The organism is Dyella sp. LX-66, assembly GCF_018599165.1.
In the GTDB taxonomy this organism is placed as follows: Bacteria; Pseudomonadota; Gammaproteobacteria; order Xanthomonadales; family Rhodanobacteraceae; genus Dyella_D; species Dyella_D marensis.
Map to the genome: position 1 here is coordinate 212,925 of NZ_JAHFVJ010000004.1, position 23,620 is coordinate 236,544.

General features: G+C 68.5%; 1 protein-coding gene (running past one end of the window). It reads left to right on the forward strand.

The window, feature by feature from the left end; genetic code table 11:
- Window positions 1-23,427 carry the 3' portion of an Ig-like domain-containing protein gene (locus KK141_RS09920; protein WP_214570554.1) on the forward strand. Its footprint begins 14,469 nt before the window's first position, so 23,427 of the gene's 37,896 nt are visible here — the last part of the coding sequence; its start codon lies beyond the left edge, outside the window; its stop codon occupies window positions 23,425-23,427.
- The last annotated feature ends 193 nt before the right edge of the window (window positions 23,428-23,620 follow it).

Genomic DNA, 23,620 nt, shown 5'->3' on the forward strand with positions numbered 1-23,620 from the left:
CAGCTGGCGGTGAACGACAGCTACACGCGCAGCATCACCGTCACCCTGCCCAACGGCATCCAGGGCAACTACTACGTCAATGTGCGCACCGGCGGGCCGTTCGAATTCATCTACGGCGACAACGACGTCGGCCACAGCGCGGCCGTGCCGGTCACGCTGGCGCCCTCGCCCGACCTGATCGTCAACTCCGCCAGCATCGCGCCGTCCGCGCCGGACAGCCTCGCGGCGGACGGCACCAGCCTGCTCGAGGGCAGCCTGGCCGACGTGACCTGGACGGTGAGCAACCAGGGCCAGGCCGATGCGGTCGGCCCCTGGACCGACACCGTCAAGCTGGTGCCCACCAGCGGCACCGGCGCGGCCATCGTGCTGGGCAGCTACACCTACGACCGTCCGCTCAAGGCCGGCGAAAACTACAAGCGCACCGAGCAGATCCGCCTGCCGGCGAAGATCGAAGGGCTGTACCGCCTGCAGATCACCACCAATGCCAACTTCGGCGGCGCCGGCGCGCAGGTGTACGAGTACGGCGCAGCCGCCAGCAACGACGTGCTGCTGGCCAGCAACCCGACCCCCATCGCGCTGCAGCCGCGTCCGGACCTGCAGGTGGGCGCGGTCAGCATTCCCGACCACGTTACCGCCGGCACCACCGTCGGCATCCAGTACACCGTCACCAACCTGGGCACGGTGCCCGCCAGCGGCCACTGGCGCGACAAGGTCTACCTGTCGCACGACGGCACGCTCAGCGGCGACGACCAGCTGGTCGGCACCTTCGACAATGGCAGCGCGCTGGCGCCGACCCAGAGCTACTCCAACATCAGCGGCAGCATCAGCATCCCGATCCGCTTCCCGGGCGATGCGTACCTGATCGTGGTGGCCGACGCCGACAACAACGTCGACGAGTACCCGAGCGACGGCAACAACGCCAAGGCGGTGCATTTCTACATCGACCCGGTGCCGTTCTCCGACCTGGTCACCAGTGGCGTGACCGCGCCGGACCAGGCCGTGCACGGCGGCACCATCGACGTGCGCTACAAGGTCAGCAACCTCGGCAGCGCCACCACCCGCGGCCTCACCGCCGACGTCAACAGCTGGACCGACACCGTGTGGCTGGCCAAGGATCCCAAGCGTCCGGGCGCCAACAAGGGCGACGTGCTGCTGGGCTCGATGGTGCACACCGGCAATCTCGCCGTGGGCGAGGACTATCTCGGCGACATGCAGGTCGCCATCCCCGACGGCACGCTCAGCGGCCAGTACTACATCACCGTCTGGACCAACACCTACGGCACCATCCTGGAAGACACGCTGGCGTCCAACATCAACCAGGACGACGCCACCCAGATCGACAACAACGACTACAAGGGCCGCCCGATCAGCGTGCTGGGCATCACCCCGCCCGACCTGGTGGTGACCCAGGTCAACGCGCCGGCCAGCATCGACGCCGGCGGCCCGGTCAGCTTCAGCTACACCGTGCAGAACCAGGGCGACCTGTTCACCGGCGGCTGGACCGACACCATCTACGTGGCCGACAACGCGGACCTGAGCAAGGCCACCCGCATCTGGACCATCGGCAGCTACACGCAGAGCCGCACGCTCAACAACGGCGAGAAGTACACGGTCAACCAGACCGTGCAGCTGGCGCCGGACATCGTCGGCAGCTACATCATCGTCAAGACCGACGCGCTCAGCCAGGTACGCGAGCTCAACGAAGCCAACAACACCACGCCTTTCGCCGCGGCGGTGATTCCGCACCCGGCCGACCTGCAGGTGACCGCGGTGCAGGTGCAGCCGCAGAACTACTCCGGCGAGCTGACTCCGATCAGCTGGACCGTCACCAACTTCGGCCAGTCCGTATGGCCGGGCACCGTCAGCTGGCAGGACTCGGTCTTCATCAGCACCGACCCGACCTTCATCCCCAGCCGCGCGATCGCGCTGGGCAAGTTCGAACACCAGAACACCAACGGCCTGGCCGCCGGCGCCAGCTACACCACCACGGCCAATGTGGCGCTGCCGCCGGGCACCAATGGGCGCTATTACATCTACGTCATCACCGACAGCGCGCGCCCGGACAGCTCCGGCCTGCCGCCGCGCGCCGCCGACGAACTGCTCGGCGGCGGCGACAACACCTGGGGGCTCAACCTCTACGCCAGCTCGGTCTACGAAGGCAGCGCCAACAACAACAACGTGGGCAGCAGCCCGCTGGACATCACCTACCGCGAAGCCGACCTGCAGATCGACAGCATCCAGGTCTCCAACCCGGCGCCGAAATCCGGCGACCAGATCACCGTCACCTGGGTGGTGACCAACCGCGGCAATCGCGCTACCCGCGTGAGCAGCTGGAACGACGGCGTGTATCTGTCCAACGACAGCTCGCTCGATCCCACCGACTACCCGCTGGTGGAAGGCTCGCTGTACAGCAACCCGGGCCGCGTGCAGCCGGTTTCCCTGGTCGACGCCAACGGCAAGCCGCGCTTCCTGCAGCCGGGCGAGTCGTACACGATGTCGGCCACATTCCACCTGCCGCAGTCGATCAGCGGCAACTACAACGTCATCGTCAAGACCGACACCGCCACCACCAAGGACTGGTACTACAGCGAGCCCAGCTCGATCCGCGACGGCCTGGACGTGGTCACCGGCAACGGCCCGGGCGCCGTGCTGGAATTCCAGAACGAAGGCAACAACGTTTCCTCGATCGCGCTGCCGATCACCCTGGCCACGCCGCCGGACCTGCAGGTGAGCCTGGTCAGCGCGCCGGCCTCGGTGGTGGCCGGACAGAGCTTCAGCGTCGACTACCACGTGACCAACGCCGGCGGCGATACGCCCAGCGACCAGGGCCAGTGGAACGACCTGATCTATCTCTCGCGCGACCGTTTCCTGGACGTCAACCAGGACCGCTACCTCGGCTACCTCGGCCATAGCGGCGGCCTCGCCGCGGGCGGCGGCTACGACGGCCACTTCTCGGTGACCGCGCCGCGCGACCTGGACGGCCCGTACTACGTGTTCGTGATCACCGATCCCGCGCGCGCGTTCGGCGCCGGCCCGTACGGCCAGGTGCTGGAATTCGGCAACGACCAGAACAACGCCACCGCCGCGCCGCAGCCGATGCTGGTGCAGACGCCGCCGCCGGCGGACCTGAAGGTCACCGACGTGACCGTGCCGCCACAGGCGCAGGTGGGCGATACCGTCACCGTCAACTACACCATCGTCAACGACTCCACCAACCCGGCCTACGGCCAGTGGACCGACGCGATCTATCTGTCGATGGACAACGTGTGGGGCCTGGACGACATCCTGCTGGGCAAGGTCACGCACAGCGGCGACCTGGCCGGCGGCGCCAGCTACAGCGGCAAGCTCACCGCGCAGCTGCCGCCGCTGAAGGACGGCCACTGGCGCATCATCGTGCGTCCGGACCTGTACAACGAAGTCTACGAAGGCGGCATCAGCTATGGCCCGAACGGCCTGGTGATGGCGCCGGGCGAGGCCAACAACCTCACCGCCTCGGCCGCCACCATCCAGACCCAGGTGCCGCCGCTGGCCATCGCCAGCCCGCTGCAGACCACGCTGTCCAGCGGCGACGTGCAGCTGTACAAGGTGACCGTCGCGGCCGGCCAGACCCTGCGCGTGATGCTCGACTCGATGGCCGCCAGCGGCGACAACGAGCTGTACATCCGCTATGGCGATATCCCGACCACCTATGCCTACGACGCGGCCTACAGCAATCCGTCCGCGGCCGACCAGCAGGCGCTGATTCCCAGCACGCTCGCCGGCGACTACTACATCCTGGTGCGCTCGCGCAGCGGCAACGCGGTGCCGGCGACCCTGCGCGCCGACCTGCTGCCGCTGTCGATCACCAAGATCACGCCGGACAACGGCGGCGTCAGCGACGACGACCACCGCTGGGTGACGCTGGACATCTACGGCTCGGCCTTCCAGGCCGGCGCGCTGGTGAAACTCAGCCGTCCAGGCGTCTATGAGGCCGAACCGGACCGCTGGCAGGTGCTGGACGCCACGCACATCCGCGCCATCTTCGACACGCGCAACTTCCCGCTGGGCCTGTACGACGTCAGCGTGATCAACCCGAACGGCCAGAGCGTCACCGAGGCGAACCGCTATCGGGTCGAGCGCGGCATCGAGGACGACGTCACCATCGGCATCGGCGGCCCGCGCAATCTCAATCCGGGCGACGGCGCCACCTATTCGGTCTCGCTGCAGAGCCTGACCAACGTCGACACGCCGTACGTGCGCTTCGACGTCGGCGCGGTGGAGATGGGCTACAACCAGTACCTGCTCGACGGCCTCAACCTGCCCTACGCGATCTTCGGCTCCAACGTCGGCGGCTCGCCGTTCGGCAACGTCAGCGGCTCGCCCGCCAACAACCAGGCCTACGGCCAGACCGGCTCCAGCCTGCCGCGCACGGATATCCCGTGGGCTTCGCTGGACGGCACGCTCAACACTGCCGGCTACAACCTGGCGCCGGGCTATGCCTTCGACGTGGCCGCGCACGGCTTCGTCGGCATGAGCTTCCGCCTGCAGACCTATCCGGGCCTCACCGCCTGGATCAACCGCGACTTCGCAGGCCTGCGCGACGCGCTGTACGCGACCCATCCGGACTGGAAGGCGCAGGGCATCCTCGATGCCGGCGTCAGCGGCCTGGACAAGATTTCGCAAGGGCTGACCGCGCGCTTCCTGTCCACCGACCCGGAAGACATCATCTACAAGATCGAAGCGCTGTCCGAGTCGTTCCAGTTGAACGTGGTGGCCGCCGCCACCGCGCTCACCCGCGACGAGTTCATCGCCGAGCAGACCGCCTACGCACTAAAGCTGCGCACCGCCGTGCTGGCCGACCCCAGCGCGCCGAGCAACCTGGCCACGCTGGCCGCCGACGCCTCGCAGTGGGTGAACGGCTGGCTGGCCGCGCTGGAAAGCGCCGGCATGCTGCTGCCAGCCGACCAGGCGCCGCCGATCACCACCAACCCGCAGGTGGTCAGCCTCAATGCCACGCTCGCCGCCGGCATCCTCATGTCCAAGGGCGGCGACAGCTACCGCACCCAGGCGGACCTCCTCGGCTTCTTCGCCAAGGTGCAGCAGTGGTACGGCGATACGTCCACCTATGCCGGCGATCCGAATGCCGCCAAGGGGCCGATCGACCACTACGAGACGCGCACCGACGACGACGGCGACGAGATCGAAGTGCCGGTGCCCGCGCTGGCCAATCCGGCCGACTACGACCAGCACGCCGGCCGCACTCTGCAGTTCGAGAACTTCCAGATCTTCGTCGGCAGCCAGGCCGAGCTGGAGTACCTGCGCGCGCAGGGCCTGCTCGACGACAAGTTCAATCCGCTGCCGGGCAAGAGCCTCAACCTCACGCAGTACCTGCAGCTCGTTGCGCAGCAGGCCGGCGCCACCAATGCGGCGATCAGCGTGCAGGGTCCGCAGGGCCAGGCCGTGGCCGCCGACGGCAGCGTGTACGTGCCCGCGGCCACGCCGCTGCCGTACACCTTCGCCTTCAGCAATCCGACCGGCCAGGGCGTGGGCCAGATCCGCATCGTGTCGCCGCTGGATGCGGACCTCGATCCGCGTTCGGTGCGCCTGGGCGACCTGAAGATCGGCGACATCAACATCCATATCCCCGCCGACCGCGCCAACTTCCAGGGCGACTTCGACTTCACCGGCAGCAAGGGCTACATCCTGCGCGTCAGCGCGGGCGTCGACGCCGAGACCGGCATCGCCACCTGGCTGCTGCAGGCGATCGATCCGATCACCGGCGAAGTGATGCAGGACGCCAGCCGCGGCCTGCTCGCCGGCAGCAATGCCGGCGGCTTCGTCAGCTTCACCGTGGCCGCCGCGCCGGGTGCGGCTTCCGGCGCGAAGATCGCCATGCAGGCGCGCGTGTTCTTCGACGACACGCCGCCGATCGACAGCGCCACGCTCAACGTCACGCTGGACGCCAAGGCGCCCGGCACCACGGTCGCCGTCACCTCGCTGGGCAACAACGCCCAGGGTGCGCCGACCTACGACGTGAAGTGGAACGCGCAGGACGATGCCAGCGGCATCCGCTTCGTCACGGTCTACGTCGCCACCAACGGCGGCGACTTCAAGATCTGGCAGCGCCAGGTCGCCGCGGGCACGAACGAGGCGGTGTTCACCGGCGAAGCCGGCAACCACTACGAGTTCCTTGCCGTGGCCACCGACCTGGCCGGCAACCGCGAGGCGGCCTCGGTCAGCAATGCGGTGCTGCCGGACGACGGCGCGCGCCAGCAGGTGCTCGACGGCCTCGGCGTCACCCCGGGCGTGGACCAGACCGCGCAGGTGCCGCAGGCGCCGCAGGACCGCGACTACCCGAGCAACCCGCTGTTCCAGCAGGCCACGCAGATGCTGCCGGGCGCGGTGGCCAGCGTGAATGCCGGCGATCTGAAGAACGTGCTGGCGCCGTTCGCCGCGCGCGGTTTCGCCGACGGCTTCGCCACCGGCGCGGCCGACATCGGCGCGATGGCGATGGTGCAGTTGCCGGATCAGTCGATCCTGATCAGCGCCGGCCAGCAGCGCAACGAGGTGTACCGCTACGGCAAGGACGGCGGCCACAGCACCACGCCGCTGTTCGTGCTCGACCAGCCCGTGCTCGACATGGCGGTGGACGCGTACGGCCAGCTGTGGGTGATGACCGGCAACGAACTGCTGCAGGTGGACGCCGGCAGCGGCGCCATCGTGCGCCGCATGCAGGGGCCCAGCCAGCAGCCGCTGACGCACGCGCTGGCGATCCAGCCCGGCACCGGCGACATCTACGTCTCCGACGGCGACGGCATCGAGGTGTTCCACCCGAACCAGACCGACCCGAACAAGGCCTGGCAGCACTTCAGCAACACCCGCGTCGGCGATCTCGCCTTCGGTCCGGACGGCCGCCTGTGGGGCGTGCGCTGGACCGGCAGCGACATCACCGCGGCGGACCCCAACGGCACCACCGACATCGTCAGCTTCCCGATGAGCGGCATCACGCTCGGCCGCGCCGAGCTCGAATACCGCATCAAGGGCGTGGTCGACAGCATCGCCTTCGGCGCACCCGGCTCGCTGCTCGACGGCATGCTGGTCGCTTCCGGCGCGCTGCCGCAGCACGTGCAGGTAGCCGGCGTCGCCGACACCACCAGCGGCTCCTCGGTGTGGACCATCGAACTGGCCACGCGCCGCGTGCTGCAGCTGGCCGGCGGCGGCACCCAGGGCGAGGCGATCCTCACCACCGCCGACGGCCGCATCCTGGTCGCCGAAACGCACCACATCGACGAGATCGCCCCGGCGCGCGCGCCCAAGGTGATCGCCACCAGCGTGCCGGACGGCGCACTGATCCCGCTGCCGGTGGGGCAGATCGCGGTGCAGTTCGACCAGGACATGTGGCTGGGCACGGATGCGCAGTCGGCGCTGAGCGACGCGTCGAGCGTGCTCGATGCGGACAACTTCCAGCTGATCGGCGCCACCACCGTCACGCCGCACAGCGTGCGCTGGGATGCCGCCACGCATACCGCGTACCTGGATGTCACCGGCCTGCCCGCCGGCCATTACCAGCTCACCATCAACGGCAATCTGCGCAGCGCCGCGCAGCTGCGCATCGGGCAGGACACCGTCAGCGGCTTCACCGCGCTGCTGGACATGAGCACGCAGGTGCAGCTCACCTTCACCAACACCCGCTCCGACCAGAGCACCGGCGCGGTCAGCTACGACGTCAGCCTGAAGAACATCGGCACGGACGACCTGCACGGGCCGCTGATGCTGCTGCTCGATCCGGGTGCGTATTTCGGCATGAACATCAATGGCGCCACGCAGGGCACAGGCGATCAGTCCGATCTGTGGGTGCTCGATCTCACCAGCGCGCTGCAGGCGCTGGGCGGCAAGCTGGCGGTCGGCGCCACGCTCGCCAACCAGACCATCAGCGTGGTGCCGGCCAGCCACTTCAGCGGCGGCCTGGCGGACCTGGCGAAGTTCAACCTGGGGCATGGCGTGTATGCGGTGCCGCAGGCCAATCTGCCGCCGACCATCGCTCCGGTCGGTGCCAGCGCCGATACGCCGGACACCTTTACGCAGCCGGCCACGATCGGCCAGCCGTGGAGCGCCTCGGTCGATGCGATCGATAGCGACGGCACGCTGTTCTATTGGCAGGTGGTGCAGGCGCCGCCCGGCCTGGTGCTGACACCGCCGGCCACGTACACCGTCGGCGCCGACGGCAACTACCACTCCACCGCCACGCTGAGCTGGACCCCGGGCGCGGGCGCGCTGGCCGATACCGTGGTGGTGCTGCGTGTGCAGGACAGCCGCGGCGGCGTGGCGCTGCGCACGCTCCATCTGACGGTGAGCAACGGCGACCACGCGCCGACCCTGGCCGCGCAGGGCAATGTGACCCTGCTCGAAGGCCAGACGCTCAGCCTGCCGCTCTCTGCTGTCGATGCCGACGGCGACACGCTGACCTTCAGCGTGGGCAACCTGCCGGCCGGTGCGGTGTTCGACGCCGGCACCGGCGTGCTGACCTGGACGCCGACCTACGACCAGGCCGGCACCTACCGCAACGTCACCGTGCGCGTCAGCGACGGCAAGACCACGGTGAGCGAGCAGTTCGACATCGTGGTGCAGCAGGGCTTCGCGCAGCCGGTGCTCGGCACGGTGCCGGCGCAGACCCTGCGCGAGGGCGATGCCTTCGCGCTGCAGCTCGCCGGCAGCCTGCCCGGCGGACTGAGCCGCGCCGACGGCACCGCGATCGCGCTCAGCTATTCCGCGCCGACTCTGCCGGGCGGCATGCAGCTCAACAGCGACACCGGCTGGCTGAGCTGGACGCCCGGCTATGCGCAGCACGGCAACTACAGCGTGGTGGTGACCCTGACCGCCACCTACACCCTGCCCGGCGGCGACGTCCGCCGCATCAGCACGCAGCAGGTCGTGCAGCTCAACGTGCTCAATGCCAACGGCGCGCCGCAGTTCGACCCGCTGGTAAGCCAGGCCTGGAACACGCTGGAAGGCCAGCCGCTGCAGATCAGCGTGTTCGCGTTCGACCCCAATAATCCGGGTTTCGTACCCAAGATCCGCCTGCAGCCGGGCGGTCCGCTGCTCGACCAGGATGGCGGCGGCACGGCGCCGGCCACGGTGAGCTACCAGGTGCTCGGCCTGCCGGCCGGCGCCGTCTTCGATCCGGATACCCTGACCATCAGCTGGAAGCCGGGCTACGACCAGGCCGGCACGTATCACGTGACGGTGATCGCCACCAACGACGGCGACGGCACCGGCACGCCGGCCTCCTCGCAGGTAACGATCCCGATCGTGGTGGGCGACACCACGCGCGCACCGGTGATCGCCTCGATCGGCAACGCCTTCGTCGATAAGGGCGCCACGCTCGACGTGCCGTTCGACATCACCAACGTGGATGGCAATCCGATCCTGGTCAGCCTCGGCGGGCTGCCGCGTTTCGCCAGCTACACCCAGAATCCGCCCAGCGCGAACGGCCATATCACCGGCACGATCCATTTCGCGCCGGGCGACGGCGACCGCGGCGACTACACCATCACCCTGACCGCACAGGACACCGGCGGCGCTACGCCGAACCAGGCGCAGGCCACCTCGGTGAGCTTCGTGGTCACCGCGCGCAGCGTGACCGAGCCGCCGGTATTCAGCCTGCCGCAGCAGATCGTGGCCGTGGCCGGCCAGCCGCTCAGCCTGCCGATCGCGATCAGCGACGCCGATCAGGACGCGCTGCACCTGAGCGCCAGCGGCCTGCCGCTGGGCGCGCAGTTCGCCCTGCAGACGCAGTACGGCCAGGCCCTGCTGACCTGGACGCCGAGCGCCGACGACGTCGGTCCGCACGACATCGTGCTCACCGTCACCGACAGCGGCCTGCCGCCGCAGGACCAGGGCCAGACCAATCCCGCCAACCCGGTGCCCAACGTGGTCAGCCACACCATCCGCGTGGTGGTGCGCGCCGCCGATGCCGCGCCGCAGCTGCTGGGCGTGCAGCTCAACGGCAACACCGTCGCCGACAGCGGCGATCCCGCGGTGCCGGTGGCGCTGGCCGGCAGCGAAGGCAGTCCGCTCACGCTGGATCTGTTCGCCGCCGACCCCGACGCCGATCCGCTCAACTGGAACGTGACCGGCCTGCCGCCGGGCATGACGCTCGACGTGCCCGCCGCCGGCACCGGCAAGCAGGCCACCCTGCGCTGGACCCCCGGCATCTACGCCGCCAGCGGCGGCAATGCCGGTGCCGCCAGCCCCGGCGTCTACCGTTTCAGCGTGACCGGCAGCGACGGTTCGGCCAGTTTCGTGCGCACGTTCGAACTCCGCGTGGCGCACGTGAACCTGGCTCCGACCATCCTGCCGATGCCGATGCAGCTGGTGACCGAAGGCAATACGCTGTCCTTCAGCCTGCACAGCGCCGACCCCAACGGCGATCCGGTGCACGTGAGCATGGTGTACGACGACAACACGCCGGCCGGCGTGTCGTTCAACAGCGCCACCGGCTACTTCGAATGGACGCCGGGCTATGGCGTGGTCGACAACGCCAGCGCCAGCAGCCGCGATTTCACCTTCACCTTCAAGGCCACCGACGGCGACCTCAGCACGACGCGCACCGTCAGCGTGCGCGTGCTCGACGTGAATCGCGCGCCCACCCTCGCGGTGAGCAGCCACGCCGTGGCGGTAGGCCAGGCGCTGAGCCTGCCCGTGCAGTTGGGCAGCACCGGCGCCGCCGGCGGCATCCTCGCCGGCGATCCCGACGGGACAGCACAGACCGCCGCGCTCACGGTGAGCTTCAGCGGCCTGCCCGAAGGTGCCAGCTACGACGCCCAGGCCGGTGAGCTGAACTGGACGCCGGGGCCGGGCCAGGTCGGCGACTTCGTCATCACCGCGCAGGTGAGCGATGGCCAGGCCAGCGTGCGCAAGACCTTCACCGTGCGCGTCGTGGCCAATGCCGCCGCCAACGCACCGGCGATCCTGATCGACAGCGTGCCGAGCACGCCGGCCCTGCCCGGCCAGACCGTGCTGGTCACGGTGCGCGCCAGCAGCTTCAGCCCGATCGCCAGCATGATGGTGCAGGTGCGTGGCGCCGGACTCGGCAGCGACCAGTGGCAGACCGTGGCGCTGGACAGCAGCGGACGGTTCCGCCTGCAAGCCACCCAGCCGGGCCTGATCGACGTGCGCGTCACCGCCACCGATGCCGATGGCTTCAGCGGCACCCAGGACGGCCAGCTGCGCGTGCGCGATCCGGCCGATACCCAGGCGCCGGCGCTGAACTGGCTCGGCACACTCGCCGGCGCCACCGCCACCGGCAAGCCGGTGGAAGTGGATGCCCCGGCCGCACTGCAGGCTTCGCTGCAGGAACTGCAGCTGATGGGCTACCGCCTGGAGCTCGCTGCCGCCGGCAGCGACCAGTGGCAGACACTGGCGCAGCAGGACGGCGGCGCCGCCAGCGTCGACCAGGCGCTCGCGCTGGCCACGCTCGACCCGTCGCTGCTGCGCAATGGCGTGTACCAGCTGCGCCTCACCGCATGGGATCTCAGCGGCCGCACCAGCGAGATCGACGCGCGCGTGATCGTCGATACCGCGCAGAAGAATTTCGGCCAGCAAGCCGCCGTCGATGCCAGCTTCCAGCTCGGCGGCCACGCCTTCGTCGTCGACCGCGAACTCGACGGCGCCGCCGGCGCGGCATTCGGCAACTGGGGCCTGCCCGGTTTCGACACCGCCCTGAGCACCGACCAGCTCGCGACCACCGCCACCGGCACCACCGCCGCGTGGACGCTCGGCTCGCGTGTATGGCTGCGCATGCCCGACAGTCTGGGCGACGCCGGCGCCAGCATCCGCAACCTCAGCTTCACCCTCGGCGCCATCGCCACCACCCTGCCCGGCGGCGCCGGCGCACCGGTGGTGTACCAGGCCAGCTTCGGCAGCGACCAGGGCTGGCAGCTGCAGGCGGCCAACGGCAACAACCTGCTGCGCCAGGGCAGCCATCTCTACGATCAGCTCACCGGGCTGCCGTGGGTGCCGAACGGCTACGTGCTGACCGCGCCCGACGGTACGCACTACAGCCTCGATGCGCAGGGCAAGCTCACCGGCGTCGCCTTCGCCGATGGCGCGCAGTGGCTGGTCTCCGACGCCGGCATCGCCCTGGTCGGCGGCCGCAGTTCCGATCGCGTGGACATCGTGCGCGACGCGCAGGGACGCATCACCCGCATCAGCGGACCGCTCGACGCCGCCGGCAACAGCCGCAGCATCGTTTACCGCTACGACATGCAGAACCGCCTGGTGCTGGTACGCACGCTTGACGACAGCGCGCTGGGTACGCCGTACGGCTACGACGCTTCCGGCCAGCCCTATGCCGACAGCATTGCCGCCAACCTGGGCACGGCCGCCAACTGGCTGGGCAACAGCACGGCCAATCAATGGAGCGGCACCCTGGCCGCCGGCCAGACCACCACGCTCGCCTTCCAGGTGCGCGACAGCGAGCTGGCCTCCACCGTCGGCGCGCCCGGCAGCCAGGGCGCGCTGATCGTGGCCATCAGCCTGCACTTCGGCGATGCCGCATCGGACTTGCAGGTGATCGGCGGCGACGTGCTCGGCAGCAGCGTGCACGACGGCGTGCGCACGGTACTGGTGCGCGTGACGTCGGCCGGCCTCAAGCTGCTGCGCCTGACCGGCACCGGCAGCGCCGGCGTCAGCATCGCGGTGGCCGGCGATCTCAATCGCGACGGCCGCATCGACGGCGCCGACAGCGCGTTGTGGGCGCAGGACGCGGCCGGCGGAAACCTCGCCGGCGATCTCGACGGCGACGGCACCGTGGGCCAGTCCGACCGGCAGATCCTCTATGCCAACTATGGCTGGCACGCCAACCTGCCGCCGCAGGCGGCCGACTATGGCGCAGCGACCACCCACGTCGGCCTGCCGGCGCAGATCGCGCTGGACAATCTCGCCACCGACCAGGACGGCGACCCGGTGTTCTGGCGCGTGGTCGGCGCCACCCACGGCCAGGCGCGGCTGAGCGAGGACGGGCAGACCGTGATCTTCACGCCCGACCCCGGCTTCAGCGGCGCGGCCAGCTTCGTGCTGCTCGCCGACGATGGCTACAACGCGTCGGCGCCGCTGACGGTCACCGTCAATGTCAGCGCGGCGCCGCTGACCCGCATCGACGCCGGCGGACTGGGCTTCCTGACCCCGGGCAGCTCGGTGCCGCTGCATCTGTACGGCGAATTCGCCGACCAGGCGCATGTGCTGCTCACCCAGGGCTACGTGCAGTTCAGTTCCAGCGATCCGTCGGTGGCTACGGTGGATTCGGCCGGCGTGGTGCACGTGGTCGGCAAGGGCAACGCGGTGATCTACGCGCAGGCCGGTGGCCTGACCGCGGCGATCGCCTTGCAGGCCTCCGGCAATACGGTCGACCAGAACCTCTACAACGCCAACAACCAATACGCCTATGACGTCTACCCGGGCAGCGTAAGCCTGGTCGAGAACCAGGGCACGCGGCAGATCCGCATCAACGCCTCGACCGGTCCGGACCAGTCCGGCGCGGCCAGCGGCGTGATCTACCGGGTGCAGAATCCGGCTATCGCCACGGTCACCGCGGACGGACTGATCGTCGCCAGGAGCCCGGGCTTCACCATCGTCAGCGTGATCACCAACGGCCTGCAGCGCGATATCGAAGTGCAGGTCATGGCGCTGCCGGCAGCCGGTGCGCAGCAGATCGATCCGGCGGCGGGCGGCATCGTCAACGGCGGCAATGGCCTGGTGCTGCAGGTCCCGCCGGATGCGCTGGCGCAGGCCACCCAGGTGTCGGTTACCGCCACCGACCCGGCCAGCCTGCCGATCGCGCCGCCGGCGTTCCCGGCCGACTTCAGCATGGCCGGTGCCTTCAACCTGCAGATGGGCTCGACCCAGCTGCCGGTGCCGGTGCAGTTGTCGATGCAGGCGCCGGCCGGCGCCGTCGCGGGACAGACGGTGTACTTCTACAAGTACACCACCTTCCTCAATGAAACCGGCGCAACGCAGGGCGTGTGGCTGGCGGTCGAATCCGGCAAGGTCGGCGACGATGGCTTCATCCATACGTCCTCGCCGCCGTATGCCGGCCTGGCCAATTCAGGCTTCTACGTCGCCGCGGTCAAGCGCAACCCGGACGACGGCAGCCGCCAGGTGGTGCTGGGCGTGCAGCCGGCGTTGCTGTTCAACCCCGCGACCAATATCGCGATGATGGCCGGCGGCCTGATCGGCGCGGCGATCTCGCTGGACGCGATCGCCATCGGCCTCAACTCGGTGATCAGCGCCTACGCGTTCCGCTCAGGCATCACCTATGTCAGCCAGGCGAGCATTCCGCCGCTGGCGTCGGGCCAGCCGCCGGTCTCGCTCGACAGCGTGCTGCCGCTGCCGCCGCCGGACCTCGCCTTCGCGCAGCCGAAGATCGACAACGTGGCGCTGGACGACAGCGGCACCACCCTGACCATCAGCGGCTCCAACTTCAGCCCCTCGCAGCCGGATGCGCTGTACGGCGACCTGCTGCTGCGCATGACCGCACCCACCGGCGATCACTACGACGTGGTGATCCCGCCCGGCGGCATCGGCGCCAGCCAGGTGCAGGTCGCCGTGCCTGCCGGCATGCCGCTGGCAGGCATGACGCTGAGCCTGGTACGGGTGATCCATCAGCAGACCATGACCGCCAGCGGCGACAGCTCGGTGCAGGACATGGAAGTCACCAGCGGCAACGCCAAGGTAGACGGCCGCCACAACCTGACCATCGTGGCGCAGGGCGACCATATCCTGGTCATGCAGGGCGGCAACCTGATCAAGACCATCAACCAGGATCAGAACGGCGGCGCCATCAGCGTGGTCGGCTGGCATGTGCAGGACGTGGTGTTCTCGGCCGACAACGCCCGCGCCTACGTCGGCGGCCAGAACGGCAAGATCTATGCGATCGACACCGCCACGCTGTCCGTCTTCGATACCTTCACCATTCCCGGCGCCAACGCCGGCACCACCATCACCTCGCTGACCATCGCCAACGATTCGCTGTACGTGGCGCTGGGCGACCGCTATGGCACCGGTTCCGAAGGCCTGTACCGCTTCGACATCGACCCGTACTCGTCCACTTACGACACCCAGCAGGCGGTGCTGCAGCTGAAGCTCGGCGATGCCTCGGTGATGCCGTTCGGCATCTACGGGCTGGCCGTCGGCGGCCATGGCCGCTACCTGCTGGCCACCGCGCCCAGCCAGGAATACACGCTGTTCCCGAGCGGCCCGCGCGTGCCGGGCAACCTGATCGTGATCGACCTCGATTCGGTCGACCCGCTGACCGGCAAGTGCAAGACCTGGAACGTCGGCTCGGCGCAGGGCTTCAACGGCGTCACCCCGCTGTTCATCGAGGCGGCCGCGGACGGCTCGCACTTCATCGTCTCCAATGCGCAGAGCTTCAACGACGGCATCGCCACGCTGCAGCTGGTCACCGACCCCACCACCGGCGACCTGCAGCGCGTGAACGTGTCGCCGCTGATCAACATGGCGCCCCCGGGTTACACGCAGAACCGCTACTGGCAGAACATCAACCAGGCCGCGGGCATCGTGATCACGCCGGACCTGAAGTACGCCTTCATCGCCGACTACAACCTCACCCGCACCAAGCTGGAAATGACCGGCGACCTGGATATCTACAACCAGATCTCGCTGGACTTCATCGGCGGCAAGATCGGCGTGATCCAGGATCCCTTCGGCCTCGACGGCCCGCCGGTCTACATGGGCGCGACCACGCCTATCGATGGCGGCGCGCTCAGCGGCCTGAGCCTGACCCCGGACGGCAAGTACATCTACGCCCAGGTGTTCAATGCCGACGGCCCGGCCGGCCTGATGCAGTACACGGTCGATACGCTGATCGCCGACGCGCATGCCGCCTACGGCTACACCTCGGACACGCGCCCGATCGACCAGCCGCCGCCGGGCGTGCAGCCGCCCGCGGGCAGCCTGCCCACGCTGTACCCGATCGGCTTCGCCCATGGCATCGGCAGCCAGGCGCAGGATGCGACGCTGAAGGACCATAGCGTCGATGGCATCGATTCCTATACCGATGCGACCAAGCTGATCCAGCCGGTGTTCCACTGGAGCATCGACGATCCGGACTACGTCGACGGCGACCCGATCGAAGCCACGCTCTACATCAGCGTGTTCGATGCGAACCACGGCCTGTTCCCGGACCCAAACGACAAGTACGGCCTGGCCGCCAACAACCTGCTGCCGGGCAGCATCCGCACGCTGCTTCCGTCCATCGACGGCACCAGCACCGTGGACTCGCACGCAGCCCGCATTCTCACGGTCAAGGTGCATGGCGAGTACCGCAACGGCAAGCTGGAGTTTGACTACGACACCAGCAAGGCGCCGAACTTCGCGCTGACCGCATCGCAGCAGTACTACTGGGGCGTCACCTACGACTCGCTCAGCGACGGCAGCACGGTCATCCGCGAGTCCTACGCCTTCACCACGCCGTCCTATCGCGCACCGGGCGGGCAGTATGCCGGCATCACCCTGATCACGCATGGCTACCAGCCGTCGCTGGAACAGGGCTTCGTGGAGACCACCTCGGCCTATGAGCTCGGCCGCGAACTGGCCCTGCGCACCGGCGGCGGCCTGTTCGTCTACGCGCCCGCCACCGGCGAATGGGTGGAGTACGACCCCACGCAGGAGAACCCTTACTTCGCGCGGCCGAAGGGCACCGACTCGCAGGCGGCGCTGGCGGCCTACCGCGCGGCCGGCAAGCCGATCTTCCTCATCTCGGACTGGTATTCGCAGTCGGGCATGAGCACCACCGGCTTCACCGAGGCCGCGGCCGACGCGATCTTCGCCAGCCTGATGCAGCTGGGCGCGGATGCACTCAACAACGCGCCGCTGCAGCTGATCGCGCATAGCCGCGGCACGGTGGTCAATTCGGAAATCGCGCAGCGCCTGGGCCAGTGGGGCATCCACCCCAAGGACCTGCAGATGACCGACTTCGATGTGCACGACTACGACCAGCCGTCGCTGGACCTGGGCAACCTGATCAACGACGACTTCAACGACTCCAACGTCATCGACTGGCGCAACATCGGCTTCGAGGACAACTACTACGAGCAGGAGGCGCTGGAACTGCGCATCGCGCTGACCTTCAACCCCAACGGCCGCTCGCTGTACGACACCAACAAGGAGCCGTTCTACCGCAACGACCAGATCTCCTCCGATTACTGGCTGATGCTGGCCGGCGGCTACAAGCTGATGCTCAGCGACGCCAATATCGACTTCGACCTGAGCCAGCTGCCGGGCTTCACCGGTCTGTCGGACGGCATCGGCGCATTCGGCTCCGCGCTGCAGGCGGGCCCGCACTCCATGACCCAGAACTGGTACCTGGGCACGGCGGCACTGAACCTGATCGCACCGCCCAAGGGCAGTCCCACCGGCATCGAGAACGGCAAGCCGATCTGGCGGCATTTCTCCGACTCGCCGGCGTATTCCAGTTCGCTGCTGAGCCCTCCGAACTACACGCCCTGGTACATCAACGAACGGCAGAACCTGCGCAAGCCAGGCAACGTCACCATGTACTCGGCGGGCGACGGCCTGCTCAGCAACTGGCAGACGGACTTCTCCGACAGCTCGTTCGAGGGCGTGGGCGAAGGCTGGTTCTATTCGATTCTCGGCGGCGGCTCGAGCCGCCGGCCGCCCCTGCTCGCCCCGGCCAGCAACCAGCCGAGCACCGGCTACAACAATTCCGAGCGCCCGATCGTCACCGTCAACCACGGCGCGCCGGGCGAGACCAATCTGCAGGCGTTCGAGAACGGCGACCAGGTCTACGACGACGGGCTGCAGGTCTTCAACGGCACCTTCGAGCAGAGCCGCAATGGCTTCGAAGGCCGCTACATGACCTCGTACGACGTCCCCGGCTGGAGCATCGACAACGGCGAGGCCCTGAGCGGCAACTATCCCAACAGCCACGACACGCGCGACAGCCGTGCGCAGTTCCTGGACCTGCGCACCAACTGGAACTACTCGGACTTCGAGTACAAGTTCGTGCACGCCTTCCCGAGCTTCGACAACCCCACCTCGAAGGCGGCGATCCACCAGCTGTACGACGTGATCGTCAACCAGGTGCAGCCGCTGCTGGACCAGGCCATCGCCGCCAATTACTCGGCGATCGTGCAGGAGATCAAGAACTCGCCGATGGACCGCTCGCTGCTGGCGACGCTGGGCTTCGTGACCGGCGGCACGCCGATCTACAACAGCATCCTGGGCGTGGTCGACAGCGTGGCCCGGCAACTTTACAGCTCGGGCCTGGAGCAGACCCTGGACAGCATCGCCAACTCGCTCGGCGGCGACCTCCTGGCGCCGACGCTCAAGTCGATGCTCGGCCTGGACTTCAGTTCCAGCGGCAGCCTGGCCGTAAAGGACCAGAACAACCCGTTCGCCATCGAGCAGTACCGCAGCTACAACCTGATCTACTCGATCTTCGAGGCCAACTCGGACGGCGACTACGACCTGAGCTACGTGCTGGGCACCAACAACAGCACGCTCACCCACGACCGCATGGCGATTCCGCCGACAGCCGACAGCCTGTCGTTCCAGTTCTCGACCACGGCGACGCAGCCGGGCACCACGCTGAAGGTGTTCTGGATCCCGCAGGTCAACGGCAAGGACGGCACCGCCGCGATCCCGCTCGACAGCATCGCGCTGGGCACCCCGGCCTATAGCGGCCAGGGTTTCCAGACTGTGGTGATCAGCGGCCTGCAGAGCCTGCTGGGGTCCAGCCAGATGCAGGGCCGGCTGCAATTCGTGGTGGTCCCCGATGGAGAGCCGGCCAGCGTCGCCGGCGACCTGGTGCGCCTGGACAACCTGCGCTTCCTCAAGGCACAGGCACCGGTGACCCACGCCATGTCGCTGGCCGGCGTCGCGGCCGGCGCAACGGCGGCAGGCACGGATGCCGATGCGGCGGCCCCCGCCGCGGATACCGGCGGCCACTACACCATGGCCTCACCGCAGGCCGGCGCTGCGCTGCCCCAGGCCACCGTGAACCCGACGCTGTCCAACGGTGGCTTCCTCGACGGCTCCGGGTGGGCAACCAGCGGCCTTGCGACGCTGGGCAACGGCGCTGCCACGCTGGGCGAGACGGCGTTTGCGCAAAGCCGTGTCGGCCAGTCCTTCGTGGTCGGCGCGAACGACCGCTTCCTCAGCTTCACCGTCTCCGGTGTCTATCTGCAGAACCCCGGAGACATGCCTGAAGACGCGTTCGAGGCAGCGCTGGTCGACGCGTCCACCGGCAAGGCCATGGGCGGCACCATCGCCCTGGGCGGCACGCAGGACCTGCTGAACCTGCAAGGCGACGGCACGTCCTTCCTGGCACAGGGCGTCAGCTACGTGACGAATGCCGACGGCAGCCGCACCTACCTGGTCGACCTGCGCGGCATCGCCGCCGGCACCGCGGTGAACCTGTCCTTCGACCTGCTCGGCTTCGGCCCGGCCGGCAGCCATGTCACCGTCAGCGACGTGGCCCTGATGGGCCTGCCGCAGGCGAACGACGACCTGGTGCAAGGCCAGGAAGACAGCAGCGTCAACGTCAACGTGCTCGGCAACGACGTCAACGCCACCGGCGCCACGCCCACCGTGGTCACCGGCCCGGCGCATGGCACGCTCACGTTCAACGCCGACGGCAGCTTCACCTACGTGCCCGACGCGCTGTACTACGGCAACGACAGCTTCACCTACCTGCTCGACAACGGCGAAGCGCAGTCCAACCTCGCCACGGTCAACCTCGCCATTGCGCACGTGAACCACGCGCCGGGTGCGAACGACCTGACGGTGACGCTGCAGGAAGACGGCACCGCGCTGATCGACCTGAGCAAGCTGGTTTCCGACGTGGACGGCGACGCACTCACCTACCGCATCGTCGACCAGCCGCAGCACGGTTCGCTGACGCAGAACGCCGACGGCACCTACACCTACACGCCGGGCGCGCTGTTCTACGGGGACGACAGCTTCACCTACGTGGCCAACGACGGCACCGCGGATTCGCCGGTGGCCACCGTCAGCCTGGTGGTGATCCACGTCAACCACGCCCCGATCGCCATCAATGCGCAGGTGCATACGCCGGAGGAACAGGCTTACAGCGGCCAGGTGCTGAACTACGGCACCGACGTCGACGGCGATCCGCTCACCGCGGTGCTGGTCAGCGGCCCGCAGCACGGCAGCCTGCAGTTCAACGCCGACGGCAGCTTCACCTACACGCCGGACGCGCTGTACCGCGGCACCGACAGCTTCAGCTACCAGCTGAGCGACGGGCAGCTCACCTCGGCGGTGGCGACGCTCACCTTCACCATGGATCCGGTGAACCACGCGCCGACGGTGGCCGACCTCAACGCCGTCGTGGCCGAGGAAGGCCTGCTGGCGATCGATCCGCGCAGCGGCGCCACCGACGTCGACGGCGATGCATTGAGCACGGTGATCGTGAGCGGCCCGCAGCACGGCACGCTCACCCGCCTGGCCGACGGCAGCTACCAGTACGTGCCGGATGCGCTGTACCGCGGCGACGACAGCTTCAGCTACAAGGTGAACGACGGCACGGTGGATTCGAACGTCGCCACGGTGAAGATCACCGTGACGCCGATCAACCACGCGCCGACCGCCGCCAATGCCAGCGCCACCCTGCCGGAGGACGGCAGCCTGACGCTGGATCCGCGCAGCGATGCCAACGACGTGGACGGCGATACGCTCACCGCCGTCATCGTCGGCGGCCCGGCCCACGGCACGCTCACGCAGAACGCCGACGGCAGCTTCACCTACGTGCCTGACGCGCTGTACCGCGGCAGCGACAGCTTCAGCTACAAGGTCAGCGACGGTACCGCCGAGTCCAACGTCGCCACCATCACCTTGACCGTGACGCCGGTGAACCATGCGCCCACGGCCCAGGACGGCAGCGCCACGGTGGCCGAGGACGGCGCCGTCGCGCTCGATCCGCGCGGCAACGCCAGGGATGTCGACGGCGATCCGCTGTCGGTGGTGATCGTCAGCGGTCCGGCGCACGGTGCGCTGGTGCGCAATGACGACGGCAGCTTCACCTACACGCCCACGGCGTACTACGCCGGCAGCGACAGCTTCACCTACAAGGTGAACGACGGCACGGCCGATTCGAACGTGGCCACCATCGTGCTGACGGTGACGCCGGTGAATCACGCGCCGGTGGCGGTGAACGACACCGCCACCACCGACCAGGGCGTGCCGGTGACCATCGACGTGCTGGCCAACGACAGCGACATCGACAACAGCACCGGCCTCAACGCCGGTTCCGGCCGCGCCGCCAACGCCGGCCTCACCGCGCGCATCGTCAGCCAGCCGGCCAACGGCACGCTTACCGTGAATGCGGATGGCACGCTGACCTACACGCCGAACGCGGCGTTCAGCGGCACCGACAGCTTCAGCTATGTCGCCAACGACGGCACGCTCGACTCGGCGCTGGCTTCGGTCACCATCACGGTGCGCGCCACCAACCATGCACCGGTCGCCAACGACGACACCTTCAACGGCAAGCAGGGCCAGCCGCTGAACTTCAACCCGCTGGCCAACGACACCGACGCCGATGGCGATGCGCTGTCGCTGGTGCTGGTGTCCGGCCCGGCGCACGGCACGCTGACGCGCAATGCGGACGGCAGCCTGAGCTATGTGCCCAGCGGCAGCTGGACCGGCACCGACACGCTCACCTACCAGGCCAGCGACGGCAAGTCGCTGTCCAACGTGGCGACGGTGCGGCTGGTGGTGGCTTCCGCCAACCAGGCGCCGGTGGCGGCCAACGACACGGCGCGCGTGCACAACAACCAGACCGCCAACATCCGCGTGCTCGCCAACGACACGGATGCCGACGGCGATGCGTTGACTTCGCGCATGGTGGCGGGACCGAAGCACGGCAGCGTGGTGCACAACGCCGACGGCAGCTTCAGCTACACCGCCGACTGCGGCTACACCGGCACCGACACGTTCACCTACGTGGCCAACGACGGCAAGGCGGATTCCAACCTTGCCACCGTCACCATCACGGTGCTCGGCCCGAACCTGCCGCCGCTGGCTTTCGACGACGGCGCCTGGGTCAACGAGAACGGCACGGTGAAGATCGATCCGGTCGCCAACGACTGGGACATCAACGGCGACCCGCTCACCGCGCGCATCCTGTGCGGCCCCAGCCACGGCAGCCTGGCGCTCAACGCCGACGGCACCTACACCTACACGCCGGATGCGAACTGGTACGGCCTGGACGGCTTCACCTACGCCGCCAACGACGGCCAGTTCGATTCCAACCCGGCGATGGCGTGGATCCACGTGGCACACGTGAACCAGGCACCGGTGGCCAACAACGATGCCGTGACCACCCGAGCGGGCCAGGCCACGCGCATCGACGTACTGGCCAACGACAGCGACGTGGATGGCGACAGCCTGCATGCCACGGTCACTGCCACGCCGAAGCACGGCACGTTGACGCGCAACTGGGACGGCAGCTTCAGCTATACCGCGCAGGCGGGCTTCGTCGGCACCGATACGTTCGTGTACGTGGCCGACGACGGCCAGCTGAAGTCGGCTCCGGCCACCGTGACCATCACGGTGCTGGCGCCGAACCACGCGCCGGTGGCCCGCGACGACCAGACCACGACGAACGCCGGCACGCCGGTGCGCATCGACCTGCTCGCCAACGACAGCGATGCCGACGGCGACAAGCTCGCCGCCCGCATCGTCTGCGGCCCCTGCCACGGCACGCTCAGCCTCAACCCGGACGGCAGCTACACCTACACGCCGAACAAGGGCTGGTACGGCACCGACAGCTTCAGCTACCGCGACAATGACGGCAGCGCCGACTCCAACACCGCCATGGTGTGCATCACGGTAGCGCCGGTGAACCACGCGCCCACCGCGCGCAATGCCAGCTTCCAGGTGCAGAAGGACGGCAGCGTGTGCATCGACTTCGGTTGCCTGATCGGCGACGCGGACGGCGACTGCCTGACACTCACCCTGGGCAAGGCTGCGCACGGCACGCTGACGCGCAACTACGACGGCAGCTACACCTACCGTCCGGCGCATGGCTATACCGGCACCGACGGCTTCGTGTACATGGTGAGCGACGGCAGGCTCAGCGCCACGGCGACGGTGAGCCTCAACGTGGTGGCCAATGGCGGTTGCTGGAACGGGCAAAGCGTGATGGTGTCGGCCGATGCGGCGGTGTACGGATGGTCGGCCGGCAGCGGCGGCTACATCATCGTGCGGCGCGCCAACATCGACGACGACAGCACGCCGGCAATCGACTGGTCCGGCGACGCCGCGCCTGCGATCGGTTCCGCCGCGAACGTCGGCGGCGCGTGGTGGAACACCCTGGTCGCCGATCCGCTGCTGCCGCCGGACGACCTGGCCAGCCAGACGGGCCTTTCGGTAAAGCGGCTCAACTGATCGCATAAGGGGCGGGCACGGCCCGCCCCTTATGCCTCACCCCATGGCACCTGTGGCGGCGCCAGCTGCGAAGCGGTAGCGCTTTTCGCGCAGAATGGCGAACGCGTATCCAACCGCAGCTGGTCCTTGCGGCAGGGATCACGGAGGATGGTGGTCGACCCACCTATGCTCGTCGCCGGCCACCAAGGAGAGG